The sequence below is a fragment of the Synechococcus sp. CC9902 genome (assembly GCF_000012505.1).
Classification (GTDB): domain Bacteria; phylum Cyanobacteriota; class Cyanobacteriia; order PCC-6307; family Cyanobiaceae; genus Parasynechococcus.
Genome location: NC_007513.1, coordinates 919883 through 942683 on the forward strand (window position 1 = coordinate 919883; position 22801 = coordinate 942683).

The window sequence follows — 22801 nt, forward strand, 5'->3', positions numbered from 1 at the left end:
TTTTAGGCGTTCACCAGGCCGGAATGTCGGATTAATGCATCGGTGCTTGCAGGGCGCCCGCGGAAGGCTTCGAACACCTCGGACGGTGAGCGGCTTCCACCCAGGCTGAGAACAGTGTCTCGGAAGAGAGCTCCAGTGGACTGAACCTTCTGTTCATCGTCGAGGCCAGCATCCTCAAAGGCCGCGAATGCATCGGCGCTTAAGACCTCAGCCCATTTGTAGGAGTAATACCCAGCGGAGTATCCACCGGCAAAAATGTGGCCAAAGGCGCAGAGAAATTGATCTTCCGGGATGGGTTCCATCACCGTTGTGGTGGTTGCAACGTCCCTGCGTAACGCATCAGGAGTGATGCCAAGTTCCGGAGTCCAGCGGCTGTGAAGGCGAAGATCGCTCAGGGCGAAATGCACTTGGCGAAGGGTTGCCAGCCCAGCGTTAAATGTGCGGCTTCTGCGCAGTTTTTGGAATTCTTCCTCCGGTAACGGTTCGTTGGTTTGCCAATGGCGTGCCATACCCATCAAGGTGGCGCGATCAAGGCACCAATTCTCCATGAACTGGCTTGGGAGCTCAACGGCATCCCATTCCACATTGCTGATGCCAGCTGCTTCAGGTTCATCAACCGTGGTGAGCATGTGCTGCAAACCATGGCCAAATTCATGGAAGAGCGTTTCCACTTCCTCGAAGCTCATCAAGCTCGGAGTGTCTCCAACTGGAGGGGTTTGATTGCAAATCAGGTAGGCAACCGGGAGCACTCGGCTGCCGTCGGGGTTCGTTCTCCGTCCAAGGCATTCATCCATCCAGGCCCCACCGCGTTTGCTGGCTGGTCGGCTGTAGGGATCGAGATAAAACGAGGCGAGTGGGGTGCCGTCTTGCCGTTGAACGCGGAAGTAACGAACGTCTTCATGCCAGATCGGAGCTTCCCCATCGGCGGCTTCGATCACCACATCAAACAGGCGGTTGCAGAGGCCAAAGAGGCCATCAAGAACCTGCGGCAATGGGAACCAGGGACGAAGCGCCTCTTGATCCAAATCAAAACGCTCTTGGCGTAATTTTTCGCTCCAGTACGGGAGATCCCAAGGGGCAAGTTCTTCTGCTTCGGCCGCACCGTGGCGTTGCGCTAAGGCCTTGAGATCGTCGAGCTCTCGTTCGGCAGCAGGAAAAGCAGCAACCCGCAATTCCTCAAGCAACCCCTCTACGGCATCAACATCCTTCGCCATTTTGCTGGCAAGACTCACGTCTGCCCAATGGGCATAGCCCAATCGAGTGGCTTGTTGCCCTCTTAGGGAGAGGATTTCCTCGATCAGTGCGCGGTTGTCGTGCTCGCCACTGCTGGCACGCCCCACATGCGCCCGATACGCCGTTTCGCGCACCGATCGGTTGTTGGCATGGGTCAGAAACGGAAGGTATCGGGGCATGTCGAGGCCAAGTAACCAGGGGCCTGCCTCGGCCGTAGCAGCGCTGTCGCCTGCTTCTTTTGCCGCGGATGCAAGGGCCTCAAGGGCCCGTTGAGGAAGCCCGGCGACCTCCTCTCTTGAGGTCAACTTCAGTGTCCATTGCTGGGTGGCATCCAACACATGATTCCCAAATTGTGTGGAGAGCGCTGCCAGTCGTTCACTGGCTTCGTTGAATTTGGCTTTGTCATCGCCGCAGAGTCCAACCCCACGGTGTTGCATCGACAGCAATTCAGAGCGAAGAATTCGTGATTGGGTGGGGGTTAGTGCAACGACGGGTGACTCTTGGAGACGGGTCAGGGCCGAATGCAGCACCTGGCTTTGTCCAAGGCGATTCCCAAGCCGCACCACCTCGGGTTGTTGTTCCGCATGGGCGGTGCGGAGTTCGGAAGAGTTGCAAACTCCATTCAGATGAGAAACCACACCCCAGCTCCAACGAAGACGCTCACCAAACTCCTGCAAGGGCCCCATCACGGTGGCCCAATCCAAGGCGGTTTGGCTGTTGAGGATGGCTTCAAGGCGACTCTCATAGGCCGTGAAGGCTTCATCCACTTGCCTCAGAATTACCGGAATGTCTTGCTTTACCTGGTCAGAGGTGATGGCGCCGAATTCGGGGAGACCTTGTCCTTGGAGAAGGGGTGAGGAGGTGTGTGCCATATCAATCAGCCAATGAGGAGGGGTAGGGCGATGGCATCGGTTGATGCTTCGTAGAGGTCCATAGCGATTCGGGGCCAAATACCAATCACGAGGGTGGGCACAAGCAGGCTCAATCCGATCACCAATTCCCGGGGACGCATGTCTTCAACACTCGCGAGAGCTGGAATTCGTGGGCCAAAGAAGATGCGACGGCACATGGAGAGCAGGTACATCGGTGTGAGGACCAAGCCAATCGCAGCGAGGAGGACTGTGATCGAGCGGAAGGTGGAGGTGAATGCTTCTTGGCTCGTAATTCCTAGGAAGACGGTGATTTCGCTGATGAATCCGCTCATGCCTGGAAGGGCAAGGGATGCCAAGGAGCTAGCCAGGAAAAAAGCAAAGGTGATGGGGAGGGCTTTGGCCAGGCCTCCCATGTTTGGAATGGAGAGGGTTTTGGTGCGTTCGTAGAACACCCCAGTGACGAAGAACATGGCGGCTGCAATAAGCCCATGACTCACCATTTGAAGCATCGCTCCACTGATGCCAAGCGCATCAACGGCGCCAATTCCCACCAAAACAAAGCCCATGTGGCTAACGGAGCTGCAGGCAATGCGCCGTTTCACGTTGTCTTGGGCAAAAGCGTTGAGTGCGCCGTAAACGATGTTCACGATCCCCAAAATCACCAGGGCTGGCGCAAGGGTTTGGTGCGCTTCGGGCAGCATTTGAACGTTGAAACGCAGAAGTGCATACCCCCCCATTTTCAGGAGTACACCAGCCAAGAGCATCGATACGGGAGCATTGGCTTCTCCGTGGGCATCCGGAAGCCAGGTATGAAGAGGGAACATCGGCAACTTCACGCCGAATCCCACCAAGAACCCGAGATAACAAAGCAACCCAAAACTGCCACCGGCAGAACGCGAAATCAGTTCACTCAGATTCAGGGTGAACACATCTCCAGAAAGCGCCAGTGCGAGGCCACTGATCAGGATCAGTAGGGAAGCAACGGCGGTGTAAAGGATGAATTTGGTCGCAGCGTATTGACGGTTCTGACCTCCCCAGATCGCAATTAATAGATAAACGGGCACCAGTTCCAGTTCCCAAGCCAAGAAAAATAGAAGGAAGTCTTGGGAGAGAAAAACAAGGCCTTGGGCTGAGGCTTGAACAAGGAGTAAGGCGAAATACAGCCGTGATTTGCGCTCAATCGTCCAGCTCGCCCACACCGAAAGCAGCGTGACAAGGCCACTCAGGACAACCAACGGCGCAGAGAGACCATCCACACCAAGGGACCATTCGAGCCCGATTGATGGCACCCAGCTAACCCGTTCAACCAGTTGAAGGCCGGACTGAGTCGGGTCAAATTGAGTGGCCAGGACTCCCATCATTAGGAGTAGGTCAGCAAGCAGAACGCCAAAAGCGACATTCCGAGGCCATGGGGAAGGTTTGTCGTCTTCCGCGGGTAGCAAGGGCAGGAGAAGAGCTGACGCAGCTGGCAACAGCACAATCAAAGACAGCCATGGAAAAGCTGTTCCCGTTTCGGCCATTGCAGCTATCCCATCACCCATGCCGTGTCCGCAATCTTTAACAAATCTAACAGGGGCGGGATTGTTTTCTGGGTAGTTCTACTCATCATCTGCTGGTTGCCAGTGGCTGCCCGTGGTCTGCACGTTCAGCACCGGTGCCCGACTGGCGACGCCTGCCGCTTCCCAGGCTCTCACCATCGCTCGACTGACTGCCATCCCCTTGTCTTCGGCGCAGAGGGCTAAGACGCTCGGACCGGCTCCGCTGATCGCACATCCCCAAGCTCCAGCATCCATGGCGGCTTGTTTCACCTGATCTCCACCCTTGATTAAGCGCCATCGGTAGGGCTCGTGGAGGCGATCGTGCATGCCATCGGATATCAGATCCCCATTGCCAGTGCGGAGTCCCTGCAGCAAAAGGGTGAGGGCGCCGAGATTCACCACCGCATCACTCACGGGGATGGCTTTCGGCATCGCGCGTCTTGCTTCGCTCGTGCTTAAGCGGATGGAGGGGATTGCCACCACAGCCTTCACGGTGCTGGTCCATTCGCACCGCACGACACGCCAGCGTTGGGAGGCTGCTTTTGCTGTCATGCAAAGCCCTCCCAGCAGGGACGGCACCACATTGTCGGGATGCCCTTCGATATCGATTGCCAGTTCTAGAAGTTTTTCCTTGCTGAGGGGTTCTCCCACCAGAGCATTGGCACCCATGAGTCCCGCAACGATTGCCGTCGCACTACTCCCTAATCCTCGAGCTGGCGGTACGGCGAGCCGGACGCGAGCTTCGAGGGCAACTGGTTCTAGGCCCGCCGCTTTCCAAACCCTCTGAGCGGCTCGATACACCAAGTTTTCGGGCCCGCCGCGGAGATGACTGCCTTCACTTCCTTCAATGATGAGCTCAAATCGTTCGCCGCCACCTTCAATTCTCCGCATGGCAAAGCGGTTGTTCAGATCAAGGGCAGCGCCAAGGCAGTCGAAGCCCGGACCCAGGTTTGCGGTCGTTGCTGGCACGTCCACAATTACTCTCTGGCCGATGCGCGGCTGCGCCATCGCTGATCCTCCACTCAGGACAGTGTCCCACTTGACTCAGCCAAGATTCTTGCCCGACACGCTGCACTGAAGAGACCTGCTTCAGGGTCGATGACCGCGGTGACCCTTAAACCTGCCAAGAACTCTTTAAAGCGACCCTTTTGACGCATGGCCTCGAGGAAGGTTGCTGACTGCAATCCTGCGATTTGTTTGGTCGCCGTTCCTCCACCGATCCAAAGCCCTCCTGTGCAGAGTTCCTGGAGTGCAAGGTCCCCCGCCGCTGACCCATAGGCAGACAACCAAATCGTTTGGGCCCGTTGCATTAATGGGTCACCTTGTTCTGCTGCCATGCCCACTTTGGCCGGCAAATCACAGGACTTATTGGTTCTCCATTCCTGGGCGACTGGTTGCAGGGGGTGTTGTTGGGTGTCGGGCTTCTGGAGCAACCACGTCGCGATATGTCCTAGTCCAGTTCCGCTAACGATGCGTTCCACCGACAAACGATCAATGGCTAGATCGTGTTTCAACCAGCAGGCCAATTGCCATTCCTCTTCGGTTCGTGGGGCGAATTCTCGATGCCCCCCTTCACTTGAAAGGGCGACCACTCCACCTTCAGTCCGGATTCCCCGAGCCATGCCTAAGCCCGTTCCAGCGCCAAGAATGGCAACCGGACCTGCCTGTGCTTCCCCGATTTGGAGGACAACTTGCTGGGTTTCGTCGAAGTGCGCTAGTCCATAAATCAAGACGCCGAAATCGTTAACGAGTTCGAGTTGGCGTATCGATGCTGCAACGGCCAGTTGGTCTTCGTTTAATTGCCAAGGAAGGTTTGTAATGCGAGCACTGCCGTTGTTCACCGGTCCGGCGACAGCAATACATCCGTGTTCAGGCGCTTCGATGTCGCTAGGTCGCTTGTTTAAAAAGAATTTCAGCATCGGTTCCAGCGACGTCCATTCGCTGGACATAAATCGCTGCTGGTAAAGCTGCGTGAGCCGACCGTCCTGGATTCCGTAAAGGGCCAGGAGAGTTTTGGTTCCTCCCATATCACCGGCCAACAGTGTTGAGAAGGCCATGCAAGAGGTCTGGAGGAATTCACTCCAGCCTGAATACATCTCTCAAGGGAGGCAACCAATCGCTTTGCGCGAAGCAATTAGCTGAAGAAATCCAGGGGTAATGGCCCCCATGTTGTGGCTGGCTGAGCGTCATCGTCCCCATGCCCACTGATCAAAATCCCTGAACCCAGACCCTGTTCGATCCTCACCCGAACAGTGCCGCCACGTTGATTCGCCTTCAGAAAGACAGGCCCTTCATCGGATGTGGTCTCAACAACCTCGAGTGATGTCCACCGTTGACTCGCCTCCAGGGATCGAAGACTTGATAACGCCTGATCGGCGGAGGGCGCCATCACGCCAATCGTGAACCAACTTGATTGGGCTAGTGCCAGCTGAAGCTCCTTGCGAAGTTGATCAGTAGTGCTTTGGTCGAGGGTTGGCGCCTCCCGCAGTCGACTCAAATCATTGAGGCACTGGATGCTTAGGGAGCTCATGGGTTGAGTCCGAGGCCTGGTTGACGTTCCGCGTTAGCGCGCTGTGCGGCTTTGAGTAATGCATCCACGGACGTGACGCCAAGATCTCCATCACGGCGGCTGCGCAGGCTGATGGCGTTTTGTTCGGCTTCTTTGGCACCGATCACTGCCAAAACGGGAATCTTCATCTGTTCCCCTGTGCGGATAATCTTGCCAAGGCGATCTCCGCTTTGATCGATTGTGGCGCGGATTCCAGCTGTTTTGAGCTGGTTGAGAACCTGCTCGGCATAGGGCTGAACGTCATCGGTGACGGGTAAAAGTCGGATCTGCTCGGGGGCAAGCCAGAAGGGAAAATCACCGGCATAGTTTTCGGTCATGATTCCGAAAAACCGTTCCAGCGATCCAAAGATCGCCCTGTGAATCATGATCGGCTGCTGTTTTGAGCCATCAGCGGCCACGTAATCCAAGCCGAAACGCTCGGGCAGGTTGAAGTCCAATTGGATGGTGGAGCACTGCCACATGCGGCCGATGGCATCCTCGATTTTTAAATCAATCTTGGGGCCATAAAAAGCACCGCCACCTTCATCAATTTTGAAGTTCCAACCTTTGCGCTCGAGTGCTTCGGTGAGCCCCTTCGTGGCTAGTTCCCAAACGGCTTCGCTACCAATTGATTTTTCTGGTCGGGTGGACAAGTTGATTTCGTAGTGATTGAAATCAAAAGTGGAGAGGATGCGTTCGGTGAGATCAAGGATTCGCAGAATCTCATCGCTGATTTGATCGGGCAAACAAAACACGTGGGCATCGTCTTGCGTAAACCCTCGAACCCGCATCAGGCCATGCATCACCCCAGGACGTTCGTAGCGGTAGACCGTCCCCAACTCAGCCCAACGAATCGGCAGTTCGCGGTAGCTCCTTAATTTGCTGGCATAGGTGAGCACATGAAACGGACAGTTCATCGGCTTCAGCTGATATTCCCGTTCATCCACCTGCATCGGCCCGAACATGCTTTCGGCATAAAAGTCGAGGTGGCCTGATGTTTTCCAGAGGCTGATGTCTGCCACATGTGGTGTGTACAGCAATTCATAGCCGCCCTCGAAATGGGCCTGCCGCCAAAAATCTTCGATGAGTAGGCGCATGCGTGCACCCCTTGGATGCCAGAACACCAGCCCTGCTCCAGCTTCGTCTTCGATGGAGAACAACTCGAGGTCTTTGCCGAGCCGCCGATGATCACGGCGAAGCGCTTCTACTTTGCGGCGCTTGTGTTCTGCAAGTTGTTCGGGCGTCTCCCAGGCTGTGCCGTAGATGCGCTGAAGCTGCGCTTTTGTTTCATCGCCACGCCAGTAAGCACCGGCGACACTTTCGAGTTCGAACGCCTTGGGGTGAAGTTCTTTGGTGTTTTCAACATGGGGGCCCGCACAAAGATCCCACCATTGATCCCCAAGTGTGTAGAGGGTGATCGGCTCTTGGAGCCGCTCCAAAATTTCGAGTTTGTAAGGCTCGTTTTGGGCTTTGATCCGTGTCTCTGCCTCATCTCTGCTCACCTCGATCCGCTCGAGGGGCAGCTTGCGGCCGATGATTTTGCCCATCTCCTTCTTGATGGCCTTCAGATCGTCTTCCGTAAAGGGTTCGGGGTTATCGAAGTCGTAATAGAAGCCAGTCTCCGTCCAAGGACCAATGGTGACCTGAGCATTGGGAAAGAGCTTCTGCACTGCCATCGCCATCACATGGCTCATGGAGTGACGAATTTTGAGAAGCTGCTCGCTCTCGCTGGTCTTCGGCAGAACCACGGGCGCGAGTGGGGCGGATGTGGTTGCTGCAGCGCTGCTCACCGGAACCGGAACAAGGCCCGCCATCCTATGGGCGTGGCTACAAGTTTCTTGCATGGATCCGTCGAATCAATCCGAGGCGGGCGTCCTTCTCGACCAACTCCTGGAATCACTGTTGGCTGATTTCGACCACTGGTTTCAGCGCGGTGATGAACTCCTGCGCTGCTGCCCAGATGACGTGATGGGGAAAACGGAGAGGGATCGTTTAGCGGCACGTCTTACGGAGGGCCAGAAGGCGATTGTGGCCACTCGATCTTTAGTGAAGGCCTCATCTCAGCCGATGGCCATTTCGATGGACGCCATGAGCCCTTGGCATGGACTGGTGACGGAGGTCTGGGGATTGGCGGCCAAAATTGCTGTTTATCGACGCGATCAGACGTTGACCTGACGTTTCAAGTTGCTCAAGTTTTTGCTGTAAAAGCTTGCGAGTTCTTGGTGGCTCTTCGCGGGTTGTCCGTAAGCCGACCGGCCCGTGTAGGTGGGGAAAGAGGCCCATTCAGGCGCCAGTTTTGCCATGGCGGCCTTTGTAAGACCCCGTTGATCAATCTCCTTGAGCGCTCCACGACGTTTGGCGAGATGTAGCGCTGCTTGGTCTTGATGTTGAGGTTCGAAACTTGCGAGTTTCAGTTCTCGGGCAACGCCTTTCCAGGTGCCAGGCAAAAATTGGTAGGCACCGGCAGCGGCGCTGGAATAGCTCTTCACCACAACCCGCTCTGGATGGCGTGAGAGGTCATCAAACATTCCACCGCCGTACATAACGGTGTATCCGTGGTCTTGTCCGTCTTTCCAGGTGCCTTCGGCGTAACGGATCGTGTTCAGCAGTGCTCGGCGTTCAGGAGTGAGTTCGTAAGGGCCCTGTTCAAATCCAGCAACCAATGAGGCCCGCGTGAGGCCATGGGTAGAAGCGTTGGATGTTTCCGTCGTTGCAGTTTGGACTGAAAAAGAGGAGCCACTGGCGCAGAGCAGCAAACCACTGAAGAGGGTGGATGCCACGAAAGTGCGAGTGGATTGGACTGCAACAGTTGGAAACAGCTGAAACACGCAGAGCGTTCAAAGTTTGTCCACCTTGAAGGGATGTTGCGTTCTGTAGAGCGTTCGGTCGATGTGGGGTTGACTTTCTGCCTGCAATATGTGTAGGCAGACAAAGAAACGTTAAGAGTCTCGCGAGACTCTCTGGCCTCACTGGATTTGTCTGCTGCTGATGTTGATAGTTGTCGGTAGTGCTCGAGATCGATCCGATTGATTAGCCCCGTTAATCAATCAAGTGGCAACCAATTAAGTCCTGCTGGCAAACCCTAGGGCTTGTCTGACGCGATTCAGCGTTGCGTTGGCCACGGCTTCAGCCTTTTGGCGACCTTGCTCGAGAACAAGATCCAACTCTTCGGGGTGATCGATTAGTTCCTTGTAGCGGCCTTGAATCGGCTCCAATGCAGCAACAGCGGCTTCTGCTAGTAGGGGTTTGAATTGTCCCCAGCCCATGTCAGCGCACTGAGCCGCAACGGAGTCGCGCCCTTGTCCACTCAGGATCGCGTAGAGGCCGAGGAGATTATCGGTTTCAGGACGGTCGGGGTTGCCGAATTCAAGGCCTCGCTCGGGGTCTGTCTTTGCTCTCTTGATCTTTTTGGTGATCAGCTCGGGAGGGTCTAACAACGTGATGCGACTGCCTTCATTCGGGTCGCTTTTGCTCATCTTGCTTCGGCCATCGGTCAGGCTCATCACCCGGGCTCCTTCTTTAAGAATGAGCGGCTTAGGAACATTCAGAACGGGATTTTCTTTGGAGCCGAACCGTGCATTGATGCGCTGCTGGGCAATATCTCGAGCTAATTCGAGGTGTTGCTTTTGGTCTTCTCCCACCGGCACCAAATCGGCGTCATATAGAAGGATGTCTGCCGCCATCAGTACGGGGTAATCCAGCAGGCCAACAGACACGTTGTCGCCCTGCTTCACCGACTTCTCTTTGAACTGGATCATCCGTTCCAGCCAATTCAGCGGTGTAACGCAGTTCAGGAGCCAACAAAGCTCACTGTGGGCTGCAACCTGACTTTGGATAAAAATTGAACAGCGTTTTGGATCCATTCCGCACGCCAGATACAGAGCGGCGGTCGAGCGGGTGTCCGCGGCAAGTTGGCTTGGATCATGGGGAACCGTGATCGCGTGCAAGTCCACGACGCAGACATACGTGTCGTGGGTTTCTTGCAGCTCAACCCAGTTGCGGATGGCCCCAAGCCAATTACCGAGATGCAGCGCTCCCGTCGGTTGAACACCGGAGAGGACCCTTGGCCGCGGCATCAATCAGGCCTCTGGGTCCGTTGTCGGCTTGCTCGTCTCCTCGGAGGACGAATCCGCTGAGGTGTTCTCTGTCGGAGCGGCGTCCTGCTCAGAAGTCGGATCAGACTGCGGCTCAGATTCTGGTGCTGTTTCTGGAGTTATTTCTGGCGCTGCTTCAGGCTCTGCCTTGGGTTTGCTGGGACGAGCGAACGGATCAGGCTTGGAACTACGGCTGCCTCGGTCGTCGTCGGAGCGACGGTTGCGGGAGTCGCGTCGTCCGCCACTAGGAGCTTGGCTCCGTTGTTGCTCGATGAGTTCTGTGAGTTTTCCGTCCGCGAGCATTTGACCCAACGTGCGGACGGCAAAGCCGAGGACGGCCACTGGGGAACGAAGGTTGAAGGCGTCTTGGAGAGCCTTGGCGGCACTCATTTCGTTATCACTTAAGCGAATGCGGAACCCGCCAGCGTCCCGGTTGCCTCCACGGGTACCGCGACCGCGCTGTCCCTCGCGGCGACCCTCGCCCTGTTGTCCACCCTGCTGCTGGGGATCGCTGTAGGAATCAGTCATGGCCCATGGCCTGTCGTTAGGCGCAAGTGTGACGCATCACCGGTGGGCTGCCAGTTAGCCAATGCAGTTGATGGGGTTCTGGACTGCCTTTGCGGGCCAACACCAGCATGGGAATTGTGTTGATGCCACGTTCAATGCAGTCCCGATAGAGGCTCACGAGGGTTCGATATCGCTGGGCAGTCCAGCCGTGGTTTGGACGTTCTTGGCTCGTCCAAAAGGTTTGAAGTGCCCGCTGACAATCATCAATTCCGAATTCATCCCAACACGTTTGTTGCGCCATTAAGGGGTCAACGCCCTCACGCAAAAGTGTTTGATAGTGCACAAGTTCAGGAGCCTCGGCGTGACCATCTGGGGGGAGTAATCGGTGCAGTTGATCAAGTTGGATTCGATTGAGTTGCATCCAACAGCGATTACGAAGCAGCACTGGGCGTTGCCATGACCATCCATCCCCTGCATTCACCTCCTGGAGAGCGGCCTCTAGCCCGAATCTCTGCATGTCGGTTAATCCCGATAGTGGATCTTGTCCCCACTTGGACTCATCCATGGGCTCCCGTGTAGGTGATGCCGTCTTCTACATAGTCCCTCGGTTCGAGGTGGATTGTGCAACGCACAGGGCCAAATTTTTGATCGAGCCTGGCTTCAACGCGTTCGGTGATCGTGTGGGCGGTGATCAGATCCTCCGCATCCACGATGAGATGCATATCGATAAACACTTGCTGACCGAGGACTCCACGGCTGGCGATGTCATGGCAGTTAAGGACTCCAGGCACTGCCATTGATTCAGCATGAATGGATTCAGGAGCAATGGCGATGTGATCGACCAACCATGGGAGCGTTTGGCGCAAGACTTGCCAGCAAACTTTGATCAGCAGCAAAGCCAACGGGATAGCGAGGGCAATGTCGAGCCAATTCACCTTGAAAATCATTGCTCCAGCCATCCCCACCAGAACAACAACAGTGGTCCAAACGTCACTTGCCGCATGTTGTGCATCGGCTTTTAGCAAACTGTTATTAAGACGTCGCCCCTCGCTATATTCATAACCGGCGAGTAAAAGATTGAAGCCTAAAACCAAGCCCAAGATCACTAATTCCTGAGTTGTTACTCGAATTTGTGGAAATCCTTCCAGCATTCGTTCACTCGATCGGAGCAGAATTTCAAGTGCTGTGAACAGAATGAAACCTGCAATTCCTAGGGCTCCAACGGCTTCATATTTATGGTGTCCGTAGGGATGGTCGCGATCTGGCCGTGGATCGGAAAGGCTGTTGGTGATCAGTCCTGTGAGACTCGACAATGCATCAGTCGCGCTATGCATTGCATCGGCAATGACAGCTAACGAGCCACTCAACACCCCTACTGACAGTTTCAGCAGGGACATGGCGATGTTCATGACCAAAGCAACGGCCAGAACCCGACGGACTTCTTGACGACGGTCAACGGTGGTCTTGCCCTGCAAGGCGCTCATGCATCACGTCAATGGATCTCCCCACGGTATGGAGAAGTCCGCCGTCTGACCGTTTTTCCTGGTCTGGAACCTTGAGTTGAGCTAGGAGAGGTTCTGCTTTCTTTTGCGTTGCGTTGAAACTTCCGGCTGCGCTACCGCAGATCCTCTCGGTTCCCAAGCCCTTCATCAGGCCTTTGGTACTGGCGGCTGGAGGTGTTATGGCCGGGCAATGGTTGTTGAGTGATGTGATGCATATCCCCGGCGGTGGGTTGGGTTTCTTGGTGGCTGGTGGGGTTGTGATGTGGCTTGGGCGCTCCTCTAAACCCCGCTTTATGTCCCCTACATCTGTGAATGGGTGGCTGGAACGGTGCAACACAGTTCTCGATCAGTTTGAGTCGTTCGAAGCTGATCAAAATGCCAACGCGAAACGGCGGGAATCGCTGCGGGATGTTGTTGAGCGTTCGGGGCCACAACGGATGGCTTTGGTGACTGTTGAACCATCAAGTGCACCGGATTCGTTGTTACTCCAAGAGGGTCTTTCGGGGGCAACGTCATTTCAACTTTCCTTTTGTCGGCCACTGGTTTGTACCGACGGCCATCGGCAGTGGCCTGATGCTTTGCAAAATCACGATGGAATCTTGTTCAGCTTGTCCAATCCAGTGATGGCTGCTGAGTTGTTGTGGCTTGAGCAAGTTCCATCCACTCAGCCCACGTGGTTGCTGGTGCACCCATCTCAGAACGAATCAGACGACACGACCATCGCCAACATCGCCACAGTTTTGCCGGAGCGTTGGCGCGACCGAGTGGTTCCGATCGGGGATTCAGGAGCTCTTCGAGCCTCTCTTACTCCGTTGAGAAGGTGTCTCTCGCAGGGGCTCCCAGATGCTCGGCAACGGCTGCTTGAAGCTTTGCATCGTGATTGGCAAGCGGATTTAGAACGTTTGCGGCGCAATCGTTTTCAGCAACTGCAGCAACGCACCCAATGGATCGTGGCCGGTTCTGTTTTGGTATCGCCTATCCCCAGCTTGGATCTTCTTGCCGTTGCTGTAGCAAACGGTTTGATGCTGAAGGAAATGGGAGATATTTGGGGTGCGGACGTGAAGTCGGATGTGCTTCGAGAGGCTGCATCTCACCTGGCTCGAGCTGCGTTGGCCCAAGGCGTTGTGGAGTGGACAAGCCAAACACTTTTGGGTTTGGCGAAGCTCGAGGCTGGCAGCTGGTTGGCTGCTGGAGTGATGCAATCCCTCAGCGCGGCCTATCTCACCCGGGTCGTTGGCCGTTCGATGGCCGACTGGTTAGCTGTGAATGCAGGCGTTTCAGAGCTTGATTTGGCATCCCTGAAGCGTGAGGCGCCGCTGCTGATTGCCCGTGCTGCTGAAGAAGAACGACTGGACTGGTCCAGCTTCCTACAGCAATCCCGACAATGGGCACTAAAGACAACTTCATGAAGGGTTCATGAAGTACTTAATGAACTTTTATTGAGAGCTAATTCGTAGTGTTGAGAATTGAAGACATCGGAGGCCCTGTTTATAAGATTTAAACGCCATTCTCCGATTTGGGGAACGGTCTTTCCGTCTTTATTTCTCCCATGTCCACCGCAATTCGCAGCGGACGCCAGAGCAACTGGGGATCCTTTTGTGATTGGGTCACCAACACCAACAACCGCATTTATGTGGGTTGGTTTGGAGTCTTGATGATTCCTTGCCTGCTGGCTGCCACCATTTGCTTCATCATCGCGTTTGTTGCCGCTCCTCCGGTTGACATCGATGGCATTCGCGAGCCTGTCGCTGGCTCCTTGATCTACGGCAACAACATCATTTCTGGTGCTGTTGTTCCTTCCAGCAACGCCATCGGCTTGCACTTCTATCCCATCTGGGAAGCAGCTTCACTCGACGAGTGGCTGTACAACGGCGGTCCTTTCCAGCTCGTCGTCTTCCACTTCCTCATCGGCATTTCCGCCTACATGGGTCGTCAGTGGGAACTCTCTTACCGCTTGGGCATGCGCCCTTGGATCTGTGTTGCCTACAGCGCCCCGCTGTCTGCAGCGTTTGCAGTCTTCCTCGTCTACCCCTTCGGTCAGGGTTCGTTCTCTGATGCAATGCCCCTGGGCATCTCTGGAACCTTCAACTACATGTTGGTGTTCCAGGCTGAGCACAACATCCTGATGCACCCCTTCCACATGCTGGGTGTTGCAGGCGTCTTCGGCGGCAGCTTGTTCTCCGCCATGCACGGCTCACTGGTGACCTCCTCCTTGGTGCGTGAAACCACCGAAAGCGAGTCCCAGAACTACGGCTACAAATTCGGTCAAGAAGAAGAGACGTACAACATCGTGGCTGCTCACGGCTACTTCGGTCGCCTGATCTTCCAATACGCCTCCTTCAACAACAGCCGTAGCCTCCACTTCTTCCTGGGTGCCTGGCCCGTTATCGGCATCTGGTTTACGTCCATGGGCATTTCAACCATGGCCTTCAACCTGAACGGCTTCAACTTCAACCAGTCCATCCTTGATGGTCAGGGCCGTGTCGTTAGTACTTGGGCCGACGTGTTGAACCGTGCAGGCCTCGGCATGGAAGTCATGCACGAGCGCAACGCTCACAACTTCCCCCTCGACCTGGCAGCTGCTGAGTCCACACCTGTGGCACTGCAAGCACCTGCAATCGGTTGATCTGGAATCAACCTGTTCCTTCTGGAACAGCAAAAACGATTCAGATCAACTGAATCGCAAAGCCCCCGCCTCACCGCGGGGGCTTTTTGTTGGCTCTTTGTGGAAGTCAGCCTTGAGCATCAAGGTTTTTAGAATCGGTTGAGGTCTCATTCATGCGATTTTATTGAAGTCGTTTCGTACTTAACAGGAAGACAAAATATTAATTAAATGCTGATTTTAGATCGTCAAATTTAGAGCAACATCAAAAATATGATTGAGCTCGAGAAATTATGTTTGATGAAGTTCTGCTCAGAAAGGCCTCGATGGTTCCGGATCGATCGAAGCGCGTCTTTTTCACAGCTGTCATCTCTCGAATGCTTGCCACCCACGTAGTCTGTGGTGTGGCTAGCGAAGCTAGCTGCATCTTCTCTGAAGGAGCATGGAGTGACGACAGACCCTGTACCAGCCCTTCAGTTTGAGTTGGACGTTGAGGCGATTCGCCTACTACATCGCTCCGTAAGTTTTCACTTGGAAAAATGGCCAGGTGGGCCTGATCCACGGGAGCAGCAGGCGCTCGTACGCATGAAGACTTTGCTTACGGCAGCACTATTGGAATGTTCCTTTGATCAAGACGGACAGCGTTAATACGTGCTGATTCTTTACGCCTCTTCATGCTTATGCAGACAATTGCAGCCCTTGGACTTAAAAAATTAGAGAGCAGACTTAATTAAGTCCATGGAGCACCAACAAGATCACGGCGACTGGGATTCTGTTGAAGCATTCATGGAGTGCGTCACGACTTGCTCAATCGATGATGGTGAATGTGTCACAACATGCGTTCGGACTCATCTAGGACCGGATCAGGAGCTTTGGCAGAGCAGTCTCTGCCTTTAGTAAGTCGATATGGGTTGGTTTGTTTTTCTCCTGATCTTGGTTGCGCTGTCTTGGTTGGGTTGGCGTTTGAATCAATTCGAAGTTGTATGGGCTGATTCGGGTCGTCTCCCATACGTCAAACGTCTTCGTCAGCGCAGTAAACGCCGCAAGCACCATCACTAGGAACCATGTTGGCGGTAGATGTGTCCATCTCTCCAACTCCAGATCCACGGCTCACAAGCGTAAGCATCCTGTAAATCGGTTCGATCCCGCAGGCTGACGGGATTGAACTCTGTTCGAAAATTGAAATCTTGGTCCCGAATGGATTGGTTTAGCACCATGCTTCCTTCATCGCCCGATACAGAGCGATGAAATGTGCCTGTCGGGATTTGAAGAGCACCCATCGCCCGAACGAGATAAACAACATGGTGCGGTTTATCCCAGAGGAGATTCAACAAGGTGAAGACACGTTGTCCTTCGAGCACCAGGTTGTGATCCACCTGGTGCTGGTGCACGTAAAACCGCTCAAACTCCTCGTCGTCAGGTGGTGATGTAGCTGCTCCGTGGTGAGCCACAACATCGGTGCCGTTGCTACCAGGTATTCCGGCATCAAAGAATGTGACGGAAGGTGTTTCCCTGAATACATGAATGGGCATGAAATGGAGTCTCATGCGCCGCCTCATCGGTTGTTGGGTTCTGATCTAACCCCTTTTCTCCCGAAAAAAACGTTCTCAGCTCCAGACCAGATCAATCGTTATCGATGGGTCCAGATTCCTCTTTACAGGACAGTCGTTGACGACATGTTTGAGCACTCTGCGTTGTGCGTCTGTGAGGCTCATTGGAAGGCTGATCACCACTTTTAAGTTTTGGATTTGTCGTGGTGCTTTGCTCGTCATTGTTTTTTCAACAACGGCATTGGCCTCGCCAATCTCCCAGCCTTGACGCTTAGCCGCAATTCCCATGATGGTGAGAACACATGTTCCGAGCGCTGTCGCAATCAGATCGGTGGGTGAAAAACTTTGACCTAAACCGTCATGGTCGGTGGGTGCATCCGTATGAAGTTGGGTCCCAGAGAGAACATGTGTTGCATTGCAATGGAGCTGCCCTGTGTAAGAACATTCAATCACTGTCAAAGGATGACCTCTTGATTTACAACGAGTCTGGACGCCTTGAGGGATCTAGATCGTTAAGTTTGTTGGTATTGTCGATTGACTGATTGTCTTGAGCAGTAATCCCTCATCTCTCGATCATCTTTGCTGAGAAGACCTATTGTTGAATGATCGAATTAAATTTAACGTCTAAGCCTGTTTAATCTTGTGCTCTTGATTCATACTCTTCTCTAGAGTCGTCACGATGGGGAAAACGACCATGGGTGGCGATAATTTGTCGATAATGCTTTGCAAGCGCAAATGTACGCGCGTCTGTCCAGCGCTCAAAAAGAGTTAGGGCATGGTTATGAACATCGAGCTGCTCGCTATGAAGCCGTGGCATTAACCAAAATTGACGTTTCACTTGTTCTGGTTCGTTCTGGATCCAGCCTTGCCTTTCACCCTCGAGACTAAGGCTGAGGGCTTGCGTGTCGCCTGAAAAGGCTTTGGCGTGCCCACGCCATAGATGTCTTGGAAATTGATCCAAGAGCAGAACCAGTGCAAGCGCTGATGGTGGCTTGTTTGACCAATTGATTAATCTCCCGTCCAAGGCTTGATCGACTAAACCTTGAAATTGATTGGTGATTTGTTGGTCGAGTTTTTGATTAACACGGAACCACTGTGCTGGCCTTAATTCGTGAAACCAGAAATTCACAACATCTTGGTGGGAAGGATGATCTGCCATGTTGATGTTGCGTATGCAATTCGTCGTAAAAATGGCAGGTCTATCCGCGCACCCGGCGACCCAATTGAATGCAGCCTTGATCGATTAATCGGCCCAGGCGTTGTGCTGCCGCCTCCTCAGTTCGGTTAAAAGTATTTTGCTTGGCTACAACCCAATTCATTTCGCTTCTGGTGATCACGCCCGTGGACAGGGCCTCAAGAAAGAGTGTTCCTAGGCCCATATTGGTTTAAAAGTTTCATCTACATTGATTAGATGCTTTCGTTGGTGCAGATTCTCTTACCTTTCTTCATGTGTTGCCCTTGCTAACTCAGGTGATGATCTGTCCTCTGGATCGTTTTTTGTAATCACTGGAACCTCATGGTTGACATCCCGCAAACCGTCTGGGGTATGACCTGGATTTGACCTTTGTCTTGCTTAGTCTTGGGAGACGTTGAGCTTGGCATGCTGAGCTGCAGTTTGAATTCATCCAGGCAACGGGGGATGGGTCACTGCTGATTGATGAATGTCATCATTTGTTTTTGCGCGACACGCCGCGCAATGTGAGATGGGAAATGGGTTGTTAATCCAATTTCCCGTTGTTAAGGCCTTGCCTACGCATAATCACGGTCTGAAGTCTTTATCTCACAAGAGCCTTTGTGCAAAAGATTTCTTTGAGTTGTTCAAAGATAACTGGCATTGATTTACCCTTCGCAGCACTCTATTTTAGCATTTAGGCTGACTAAAGAGTTTTAAATTTTTGGTATAATCTTATAAATGTGTTCTATAATTCTTCGTTCTGGTAGTAATTTAACTTCTTGGTTTTTGTGCTTGTGGAACTGGATCAGGCTACAAAGCGTTTGTAGAGCCAGCGAGTAAAATTCCCAAGGATTGGTACGGGTCCGAATGTTGGCCCTACGAAGTCAAAGTAATCACGATGTTCGATGATTTTCCTGTCGGTTCCGAAGGTCATTCTGGTTGCTCCTGGATAAATAAATTCAATGCCTTGAATTTTTAACCCCATCGTCCATTCGATGAAAGCCACGTTTTTGTTTAATGCTATGGAATGGGGTTCTAGGAAAACATCATCACATCGCTGGAGTAAGTTATTTTGAGCCAAAATATAGGCATCTATACCTCTGCGTTCCTGAGTTGGATCAATAAAATGAACATCGTTGGCGTAAATTGCCTTCCATTGATCAGGCGTAGGACCAGGTTGTCCATAGGCTTTGGTGAAGAGTTGTTTGATCTGCGCTTCGTTGGTTGACTCTTGCATGCTTTGGCTCATCAGAAATCAGCTCCTAATTGGATAGATGTTGAATTATTCAGTTCTGGAGTGCTCATGCTTTGGTAGGTTGATGTGTATTGAAAAGAGGTGAATAACTTCGAGTAGATTGATGGATAAAATTTAATTTTTGCAATCAAAGAATTTCCAGGCTTTAATTTAGGGGTTACGGCCGTTGAAAGAAGATTATTGAGTTCTAGCTTAAATCTTGGAGTTGGTTTCCAGGATAGATCGGTTGCAAATGCAGCCCCTGCATATGTATTTCCACAGTAAATGTCTTGCCCACATTGGCTCCCGCCATTGGTCCATTGCATGGAGGGCCCAATGGAGAGTGTAAATTCTGTGGTTTTGTTTTGAATGATGGATGTGCTAACTCCGAGACCAGTGAGAAGGCTATTCACTCCAGCATCATTTTTCCCGTCATAATTGTAATCCGTTAATGAATAAAAACTAAAGTCATCATTCAATCGGTAATCGTATCTAAATCCTGCTGATCCTTTTTGAGTTTTGATGTCCAATGGCTCACCCTTGTCTTGGCTTTGGTTGGTATTGAGTCCGGCCTTGAATACAAGAATATTCTTGTCGTTCTTATATTTGCTTTCGGCATTTAGGCTTGTCGATAATGAAGAATCACCATCTTTTTCATTGCCAATTAACCCAGCGGTAATGGATGTGCTCCATGCCGGTGGGTCTGATGTTGGTTTCAGTGAGCTTGCACGAATGGTGAGTCGTCCAAGCTGTGGATGATCCAAGATCTTTTCTTGATCATCGCTAAGCTCTTCGACAATTGTTCCTGTGATGCTGTCGCCATTTAGCAGTTCAAGGGTGACAGTTTCAGCTTGAGAGATTCCTGCTGTGAAAAACAGTGAAAATAGTAAGAGATGCTGTTTCACGACAACTATTAATTAAAGAAACCCTTTGATTGCAGCCAAATTCCAACTGCGAGCAGTGGACCTACTCCAGCGACTAGCAGCGTAATTTTTAATCGAAGTGGTGAAACCTGTTGACGGTTTTCGCGAAGGGACATAGAGGAAACGACCAGAGCTGGCTGACCTTAAGGGACCGGGTCAACAGTTTCGAAGGTCATTGCTGCGTTTAAAGCTCGTAGTCCTCCTCAAAATTTTTGATGAGCCCTTGGTAGAGGGCTAGAAGACCCTCGGTTTCTTCGCAAAATCCATCGGTCGTGTATTTGGCGATCAGGCTCACCACGGCTGATCGAATTTGTGTGAAGGCTCCGAGGTACTCGCCTTGGATGTCCTCATCGCGGATGTCATTGATGAGGGCACCGATCAACTCGATTTTTCGTTTTGCTGCGGCCATATCCGCTTCCATCTCCTTGCTGAGCTTGCGGCGCTTTTTCGGCATCATCCGTCCCTTGCATCCGTGAGATTACGGGAGCCGCCCCCCCTAGCCTTAGACCCGGCGCATCCTTCGGTATGAATTCAACAGTTCGAGGCATTGTTTACGTCTCTGTCTGTGTGGTGATCTGGGGAACGGTGGCCTCACTCATGGATTGGATGCTGTTGGTGGAAGAGGTTTACACCGAGGGAACGTCTGGCCAGCTGTTTACATTCATCGCCTATGGCGCCGCCACGGTTGTGTTGGCAACGCGCTTCTCGAGCCGGTTCTTGGGAGACATCAATGCAGAATCAGATCAGAAGGCCTCGGGCGAGGAGTGAAAAGCCCATGATGAGGGCCAAGATTTCGAAGGCTTGTTTCACGACCTTGTCGCCCTGTTTGATCGACCAATGCGCTCCGATATAGCCGCCGATCAGTGACCCAACGATGAGGGCGGGGAGCCACTGCCAGTGGATGTCACCCTTTAGGCCAAGGGTGAGGGCGCCTATACCGTTCCAACCCAGTCCGACGAGAATCAACGTGTGGGCAACAGCTCGGGTGTAACTCAACCCGAACCATCGCACCAACCAAAGCGTCACGAATAGGCCCGTTCCGGACGTCAGAGATCCGTTGATAATCCCAATGGTGAAAAGTCCAAAGGCACCTACCCAGAGTGTTGTGCCAGTGACCGCTCGACGATGTTCATCGTTGCCAAGCCGTGGTCGACGCGAGGAATACAGGCCCAAGCCCAGGGTGAGAAAAGCGAGGCAAATCGTCGCTGTGTTGTCGGGTATCGCCAGAACCAGGTTGGCTCCGATGACAACCCCTGGAAGCCCTGCGCAAAGCACGAGAGCCGATAAGCGTCGATCCAAGCTGCTGGCTCGCCAGTGGCGACCAGCGGCCCCGACGCCGAGGGCCACACTCGCCACTTTATGGGTGGCCAAAGCCGTCGAAAAGTCCAGTCCCAGCAGAATTAATGCTGGGAGCTGAACCAAGCCAGCACCACCACCAGCAAACGCCGATAGACCGTTGGAGATCAACGCCACCACAGCGAGGGCGAGTTGCACCGGCAGGTCTTCCGTGATCATTCGCTTGGATTGGTCAGGAAGGCGATTGGTACCGAAAACGTGACGATTCGATGGGGTTCCCCTGGAAGAATCGCGACGCAGGCCACTTCCCGATCAGCGTGGGCTTCCTTTGATTTCAAGACGAATGCCGTTGCATCTTCGACACTCCACATCGGTGCCTCGCCATTGCGTCGTTCCTCCCGATAAGCCTCCCAAACCTCGTTGAATGCATCGGCTTGCGCCCCTTGCTTCATCTCGGTGAGGGCTTCCTCGACGCCCACGTCTTCAAAACGAGCGAAGAACTGCAGCATCAACGGATGGCCGATCGTGGCTGATGCTCGCAATGTTGAGTTAATTGTCCCCACAGACGTCACCACCAGCTTTGGAGCATCACGTCTTGCATCGATGACTCCAATGGGCAAACTCAAGTCCCAACTCGATTTTCCACTCACAGCACAGGCCAGATCAAACAGACCTAATGCGCACTTCTTGATCAGAGCCTGAATAAGTTGTTTCTCCATCACGGTTCTATTGAGGACGGTGCCGAACGTCGATTGTGGAAAATTCTTGCCAGAGTTGCCGGGCTCTTCTGCTTTGGCGATGTCGCTCGTAAAAATTTATCTGGATGCTGTGACCCACCAAGTGATCACGAGCGAAGAATTAGCTTATTTGGTTGGGAACCAAGATTGTTTCGATGGATCTGAGCTCAAATTGTCTGCTCGACTTGAGAGTTTGATCAGTTCAGGGACCATCAGCGTTGGTTCACGCTGAACTGCGACTCGTACCAAACAACAATTTTTGAACGTTTTTAATAACCCAACGCATTGATTTTGACCTCAGGGTTTGACGACGAAAAATATCTCGCTCCATCATCATTTCCACCCTTAGATAGCCACCTGATAGTCAGGTTTTTAATATTCGTCAACCTTTTATGGCAGTGCTACAACACCAGACCAGCTTTGTAGGACGTCTGGCCCCCCCTGGATAAGCGACGCCATTGTGGTGAAGGAACCAATTCCCACACCCAAGACGAGGCCCATCGCGAAGAGGATGGCGCCCGTGAGTGCGATTCGATCAGTAAAGGGCATTGTTTAAAAGCTCGCCATCGAACTCTCCATGGGTTTCATCGTTTTGGCGATGAATGTGTCACAGCTCGTGATCTATTCCGATTGACCTTCGAAGTGATGTGTTCCTTTGGCCATAAAGGTAGAAATACTTGGTGAGTATTGGATTGCACTGCCGCTAAGAAATAGTCGACTTAAAGGTGAAGCTTGACCGATAAAAACAATGGATAAAATATCCAAAAGGTTGATAACGAATTACCGCAGGCTGTGTCCGAACACAATGATGGGAAGGTTCGGCTATCGAAAAAAAGAGACGCAGTGGCTTCACGCTCAACTCAATAAATGATCCAGCAACTCTCGCGACCTCCCTGTTTCGAGCTGTTTTGTCAGCAAAACCTCGATGAGCCTTTGTGGCTCGTTGACGACGACTGAATCAGAAAGTGATCTTCTAACTTTTGAGGAGTTG

Annotated in this window: 26 protein-coding genes; 5 read left to right on the plus strand and 21 right to left on the minus strand. The window is 52.9% G+C overall.

Annotated features, from left to right (window positions below; all coding sequences use genetic code 11):
* Positions 1-2 precede the first annotated feature (2 nt).
* From SYNCC9902_RS04690 to thrS, 6 genes are all read right to left on the minus strand, one after another.
* On the minus strand, positions 3-2105 hold the full coding sequence (locus tag SYNCC9902_RS04690) for a M3 family metallopeptidase (protein WP_011359732.1): 2103 nt from the start codon (positions 2103-2105) through the stop codon (positions 3-5).
* Positions 2106-2110: 5 nt separating this feature from the next.
* Entirely contained in the window at positions 2111-3646 is a 1536-nt protein-coding gene (locus tag SYNCC9902_RS04695) for an NAD(P)H-quinone oxidoreductase subunit 4 (RefSeq protein ID WP_041424918.1), read from the minus strand.
* Between the two features lie 57 nt (positions 3647-3703).
* A complete protein-coding gene (gene thrB / locus SYNCC9902_RS04700) occupies positions 3704-4651 on the minus strand; it encodes a homoserine kinase (RefSeq protein ID WP_011359734.1) in 948 nt (315 codons plus the stop codon).
* A gap of 14 nt (positions 4652-4665) precedes the next feature.
* Positions 4666-5700, minus strand: coding sequence for a glucokinase (gene glk / locus SYNCC9902_RS04705; RefSeq protein ID WP_041424920.1), 1035 nt, complete (start codon positions 5698-5700; stop codon positions 4666-4668).
* A gap of 77 nt (positions 5701-5777) precedes the next feature.
* Positions 5778-6173 (minus strand): DUF1824 family protein, encoded by a 396-nt coding sequence (locus tag SYNCC9902_RS04710; RefSeq protein WP_011359736.1) that lies wholly within the window; start codon positions 6171-6173, stop codon positions 5778-5780.
* A complete protein-coding gene (gene thrS, locus SYNCC9902_RS04715) occupies positions 6170-8005 on the minus strand; it encodes a threonine--tRNA ligase (RefSeq protein WP_011359737.1) in 1836 nt (611 codons plus the stop codon). The genes SYNCC9902_RS04710 and thrS overlap by 4 nt, the downstream gene beginning before the upstream one ends.
* A gap of 28 nt (positions 8006-8033) precedes the next feature.
* Here thrS and SYNCC9902_RS04720 point away from each other — a divergent pair, with 28 nt between their 5' ends.
* Positions 8034-8366 (plus strand): DUF2605 family protein, encoded by a 333-nt coding sequence (locus SYNCC9902_RS04720; protein ID WP_011359738.1) that lies wholly within the window; start codon positions 8034-8036, stop codon positions 8364-8366.
* Here the strand turns inward: SYNCC9902_RS04720 and SYNCC9902_RS04725 are convergent.
* The 6 genes from SYNCC9902_RS04725 to SYNCC9902_RS12675 form a co-directional block, all read right to left on the minus strand.
* The gene (locus tag SYNCC9902_RS04725; protein ID WP_011359739.1) at positions 8351-9019 is read right to left on the minus strand and encodes a glycoside hydrolase family 24 protein; all 669 of its coding nucleotides are present in this window, start codon (positions 9017-9019) and stop codon (positions 8351-8353) included. The genes SYNCC9902_RS04720 and SYNCC9902_RS04725 overlap by 16 nt on opposite strands.
* Before the next feature lie 234 nt (positions 9020-9253).
* Positions 9254-10267 (minus strand): tryptophan--tRNA ligase, encoded by a 1014-nt coding sequence (trpS, locus tag SYNCC9902_RS04730; RefSeq protein ID WP_011359740.1) that lies wholly within the window; start codon positions 10265-10267, stop codon positions 9254-9256.
* A gap of 3 nt (positions 10268-10270) precedes the next feature.
* Positions 10271-10813 (minus strand): hypothetical protein, encoded by a 543-nt coding sequence (locus SYNCC9902_RS04735; protein WP_011359741.1) that lies wholly within the window; start codon positions 10811-10813, stop codon positions 10271-10273.
* A gap of 16 nt (positions 10814-10829) precedes the next feature.
* Positions 10830-11357, minus strand: a complete 528-nt coding sequence (locus tag SYNCC9902_RS04740; RefSeq protein WP_041424922.1) for a hypothetical protein — start codon at positions 11355-11357, stop codon at positions 10830-10832.
* Entirely contained in the window at positions 11350-12276 is a 927-nt protein-coding gene (locus tag SYNCC9902_RS04745) for a cation diffusion facilitator family transporter (RefSeq protein ID WP_011359743.1), read from the minus strand. The genes SYNCC9902_RS04740 and SYNCC9902_RS04745 overlap by 8 nt, the downstream gene beginning before the upstream one ends.
* A complete protein-coding gene (locus SYNCC9902_RS12675; RefSeq protein ID WP_198001754.1) occupies positions 12245-12442 on the minus strand; it encodes a hypothetical protein in 198 nt (65 codons plus the stop codon). The genes SYNCC9902_RS04745 and SYNCC9902_RS12675 overlap by 32 nt, the downstream gene beginning before the upstream one ends.
* Before the next feature lie 31 nt (positions 12443-12473).
* Between SYNCC9902_RS12675 and SYNCC9902_RS04750 the strand changes: the two genes are divergently transcribed.
* From SYNCC9902_RS04750 to SYNCC9902_RS12000, 3 genes are all read left to right on the plus strand, one after another.
* A complete protein-coding gene (locus SYNCC9902_RS04750) occupies positions 12474-13703 on the plus strand; it encodes a YcjF family protein (RefSeq protein ID WP_011359744.1) in 1230 nt (409 codons plus the stop codon).
* A gap of 140 nt (positions 13704-13843) precedes the next feature.
* Entirely contained in the window at positions 13844-14920 is a 1077-nt protein-coding gene (gene psbA, locus SYNCC9902_RS04755; protein ID WP_011359745.1) for a photosystem II q(b) protein, read from the plus strand.
* A 423-nt stretch (positions 14921-15343) separates the two neighbouring features.
* A complete protein-coding gene (locus SYNCC9902_RS12000; protein WP_011359746.1) occupies positions 15344-15544 on the plus strand; it encodes a hypothetical protein in 201 nt (66 codons plus the stop codon).
* 407 nt (positions 15545-15951) lie between these two features.
* Here the strand turns inward: SYNCC9902_RS12000 and SYNCC9902_RS04770 are convergent, their stop codons facing one another.
* The 6 genes from SYNCC9902_RS04770 to SYNCC9902_RS04800 form a co-directional block, all read right to left on the minus strand.
* On the minus strand, positions 15952-16443 hold the full coding sequence (locus SYNCC9902_RS04770; protein ID WP_011359747.1) for a hypothetical protein: 492 nt from the start codon (positions 16441-16443) through the stop codon (positions 15952-15954).
* A 60-nt stretch (positions 16444-16503) separates the two neighbouring features.
* Positions 16504-16899, minus strand: coding sequence for an OsmC family protein (locus SYNCC9902_RS04775; protein WP_011359748.1), 396 nt, complete (start codon positions 16897-16899; stop codon positions 16504-16506).
* 181 nt (positions 16900-17080) lie between these two features.
* Entirely contained in the window at positions 17081-17605 is a 525-nt protein-coding gene (locus SYNCC9902_RS04780; protein WP_011359749.1) for a DUF924 family protein, read from the minus strand.
* 820 nt (positions 17606-18425) lie between these two features.
* Positions 18426-18869, minus strand: a complete 444-nt coding sequence (locus SYNCC9902_RS04790) for a nuclear transport factor 2 family protein (RefSeq protein WP_011359751.1) — start codon at positions 18867-18869, stop codon at positions 18426-18428.
* Positions 18869-19759, minus strand: coding sequence for a DUF481 domain-containing protein (locus tag SYNCC9902_RS04795; protein WP_011359752.1), 891 nt, complete (start codon positions 19757-19759; stop codon positions 18869-18871). Before SYNCC9902_RS04795 ends, SYNCC9902_RS04790 begins: the two co-directional genes overlap by 1 nt.
* Positions 19760-19961: 202 nt before the next feature.
* Positions 19962-20231, minus strand: a complete 270-nt coding sequence (locus tag SYNCC9902_RS04800; protein WP_041425352.1) for a hypothetical protein — start codon at positions 20229-20231, stop codon at positions 19962-19964.
* A 71-nt stretch (positions 20232-20302) separates the two neighbouring features.
* On the opposite strand from SYNCC9902_RS04800, the gene SYNCC9902_RS04805 reads away from it, so the two are divergent.
* Positions 20303-20545: a hypothetical protein gene (locus SYNCC9902_RS04805; protein ID WP_011359754.1), complete on the plus strand. Its 243-nt coding sequence runs from the start codon at positions 20303-20305 to the stop codon at positions 20543-20545.
* Here SYNCC9902_RS04805 and SYNCC9902_RS04810 read toward each other — a convergent pair.
* The 3 genes from SYNCC9902_RS04810 to SYNCC9902_RS12420 form a co-directional block, all read right to left on the minus strand.
* Entirely contained in the window at positions 20516-21292 is a 777-nt protein-coding gene (locus SYNCC9902_RS04810; protein WP_011359755.1) for a sulfite exporter TauE/SafE family protein, read from the minus strand. The genes SYNCC9902_RS04805 and SYNCC9902_RS04810 overlap by 30 nt on opposite strands.
* Positions 21289-21792, minus strand: a complete 504-nt coding sequence (locus tag SYNCC9902_RS04815) for a hypothetical protein (protein WP_011359756.1) — start codon at positions 21790-21792, stop codon at positions 21289-21291. Before SYNCC9902_RS04815 ends, SYNCC9902_RS04810 begins: the two co-directional genes overlap by 4 nt.
* A gap of 408 nt (positions 21793-22200) precedes the next feature.
* Positions 22201-22359, minus strand: coding sequence for a hypothetical protein (locus SYNCC9902_RS12420; protein ID WP_156771067.1), 159 nt, complete (start codon positions 22357-22359; stop codon positions 22201-22203).
* Positions 22360-22801 lie beyond the last annotated feature (442 nt).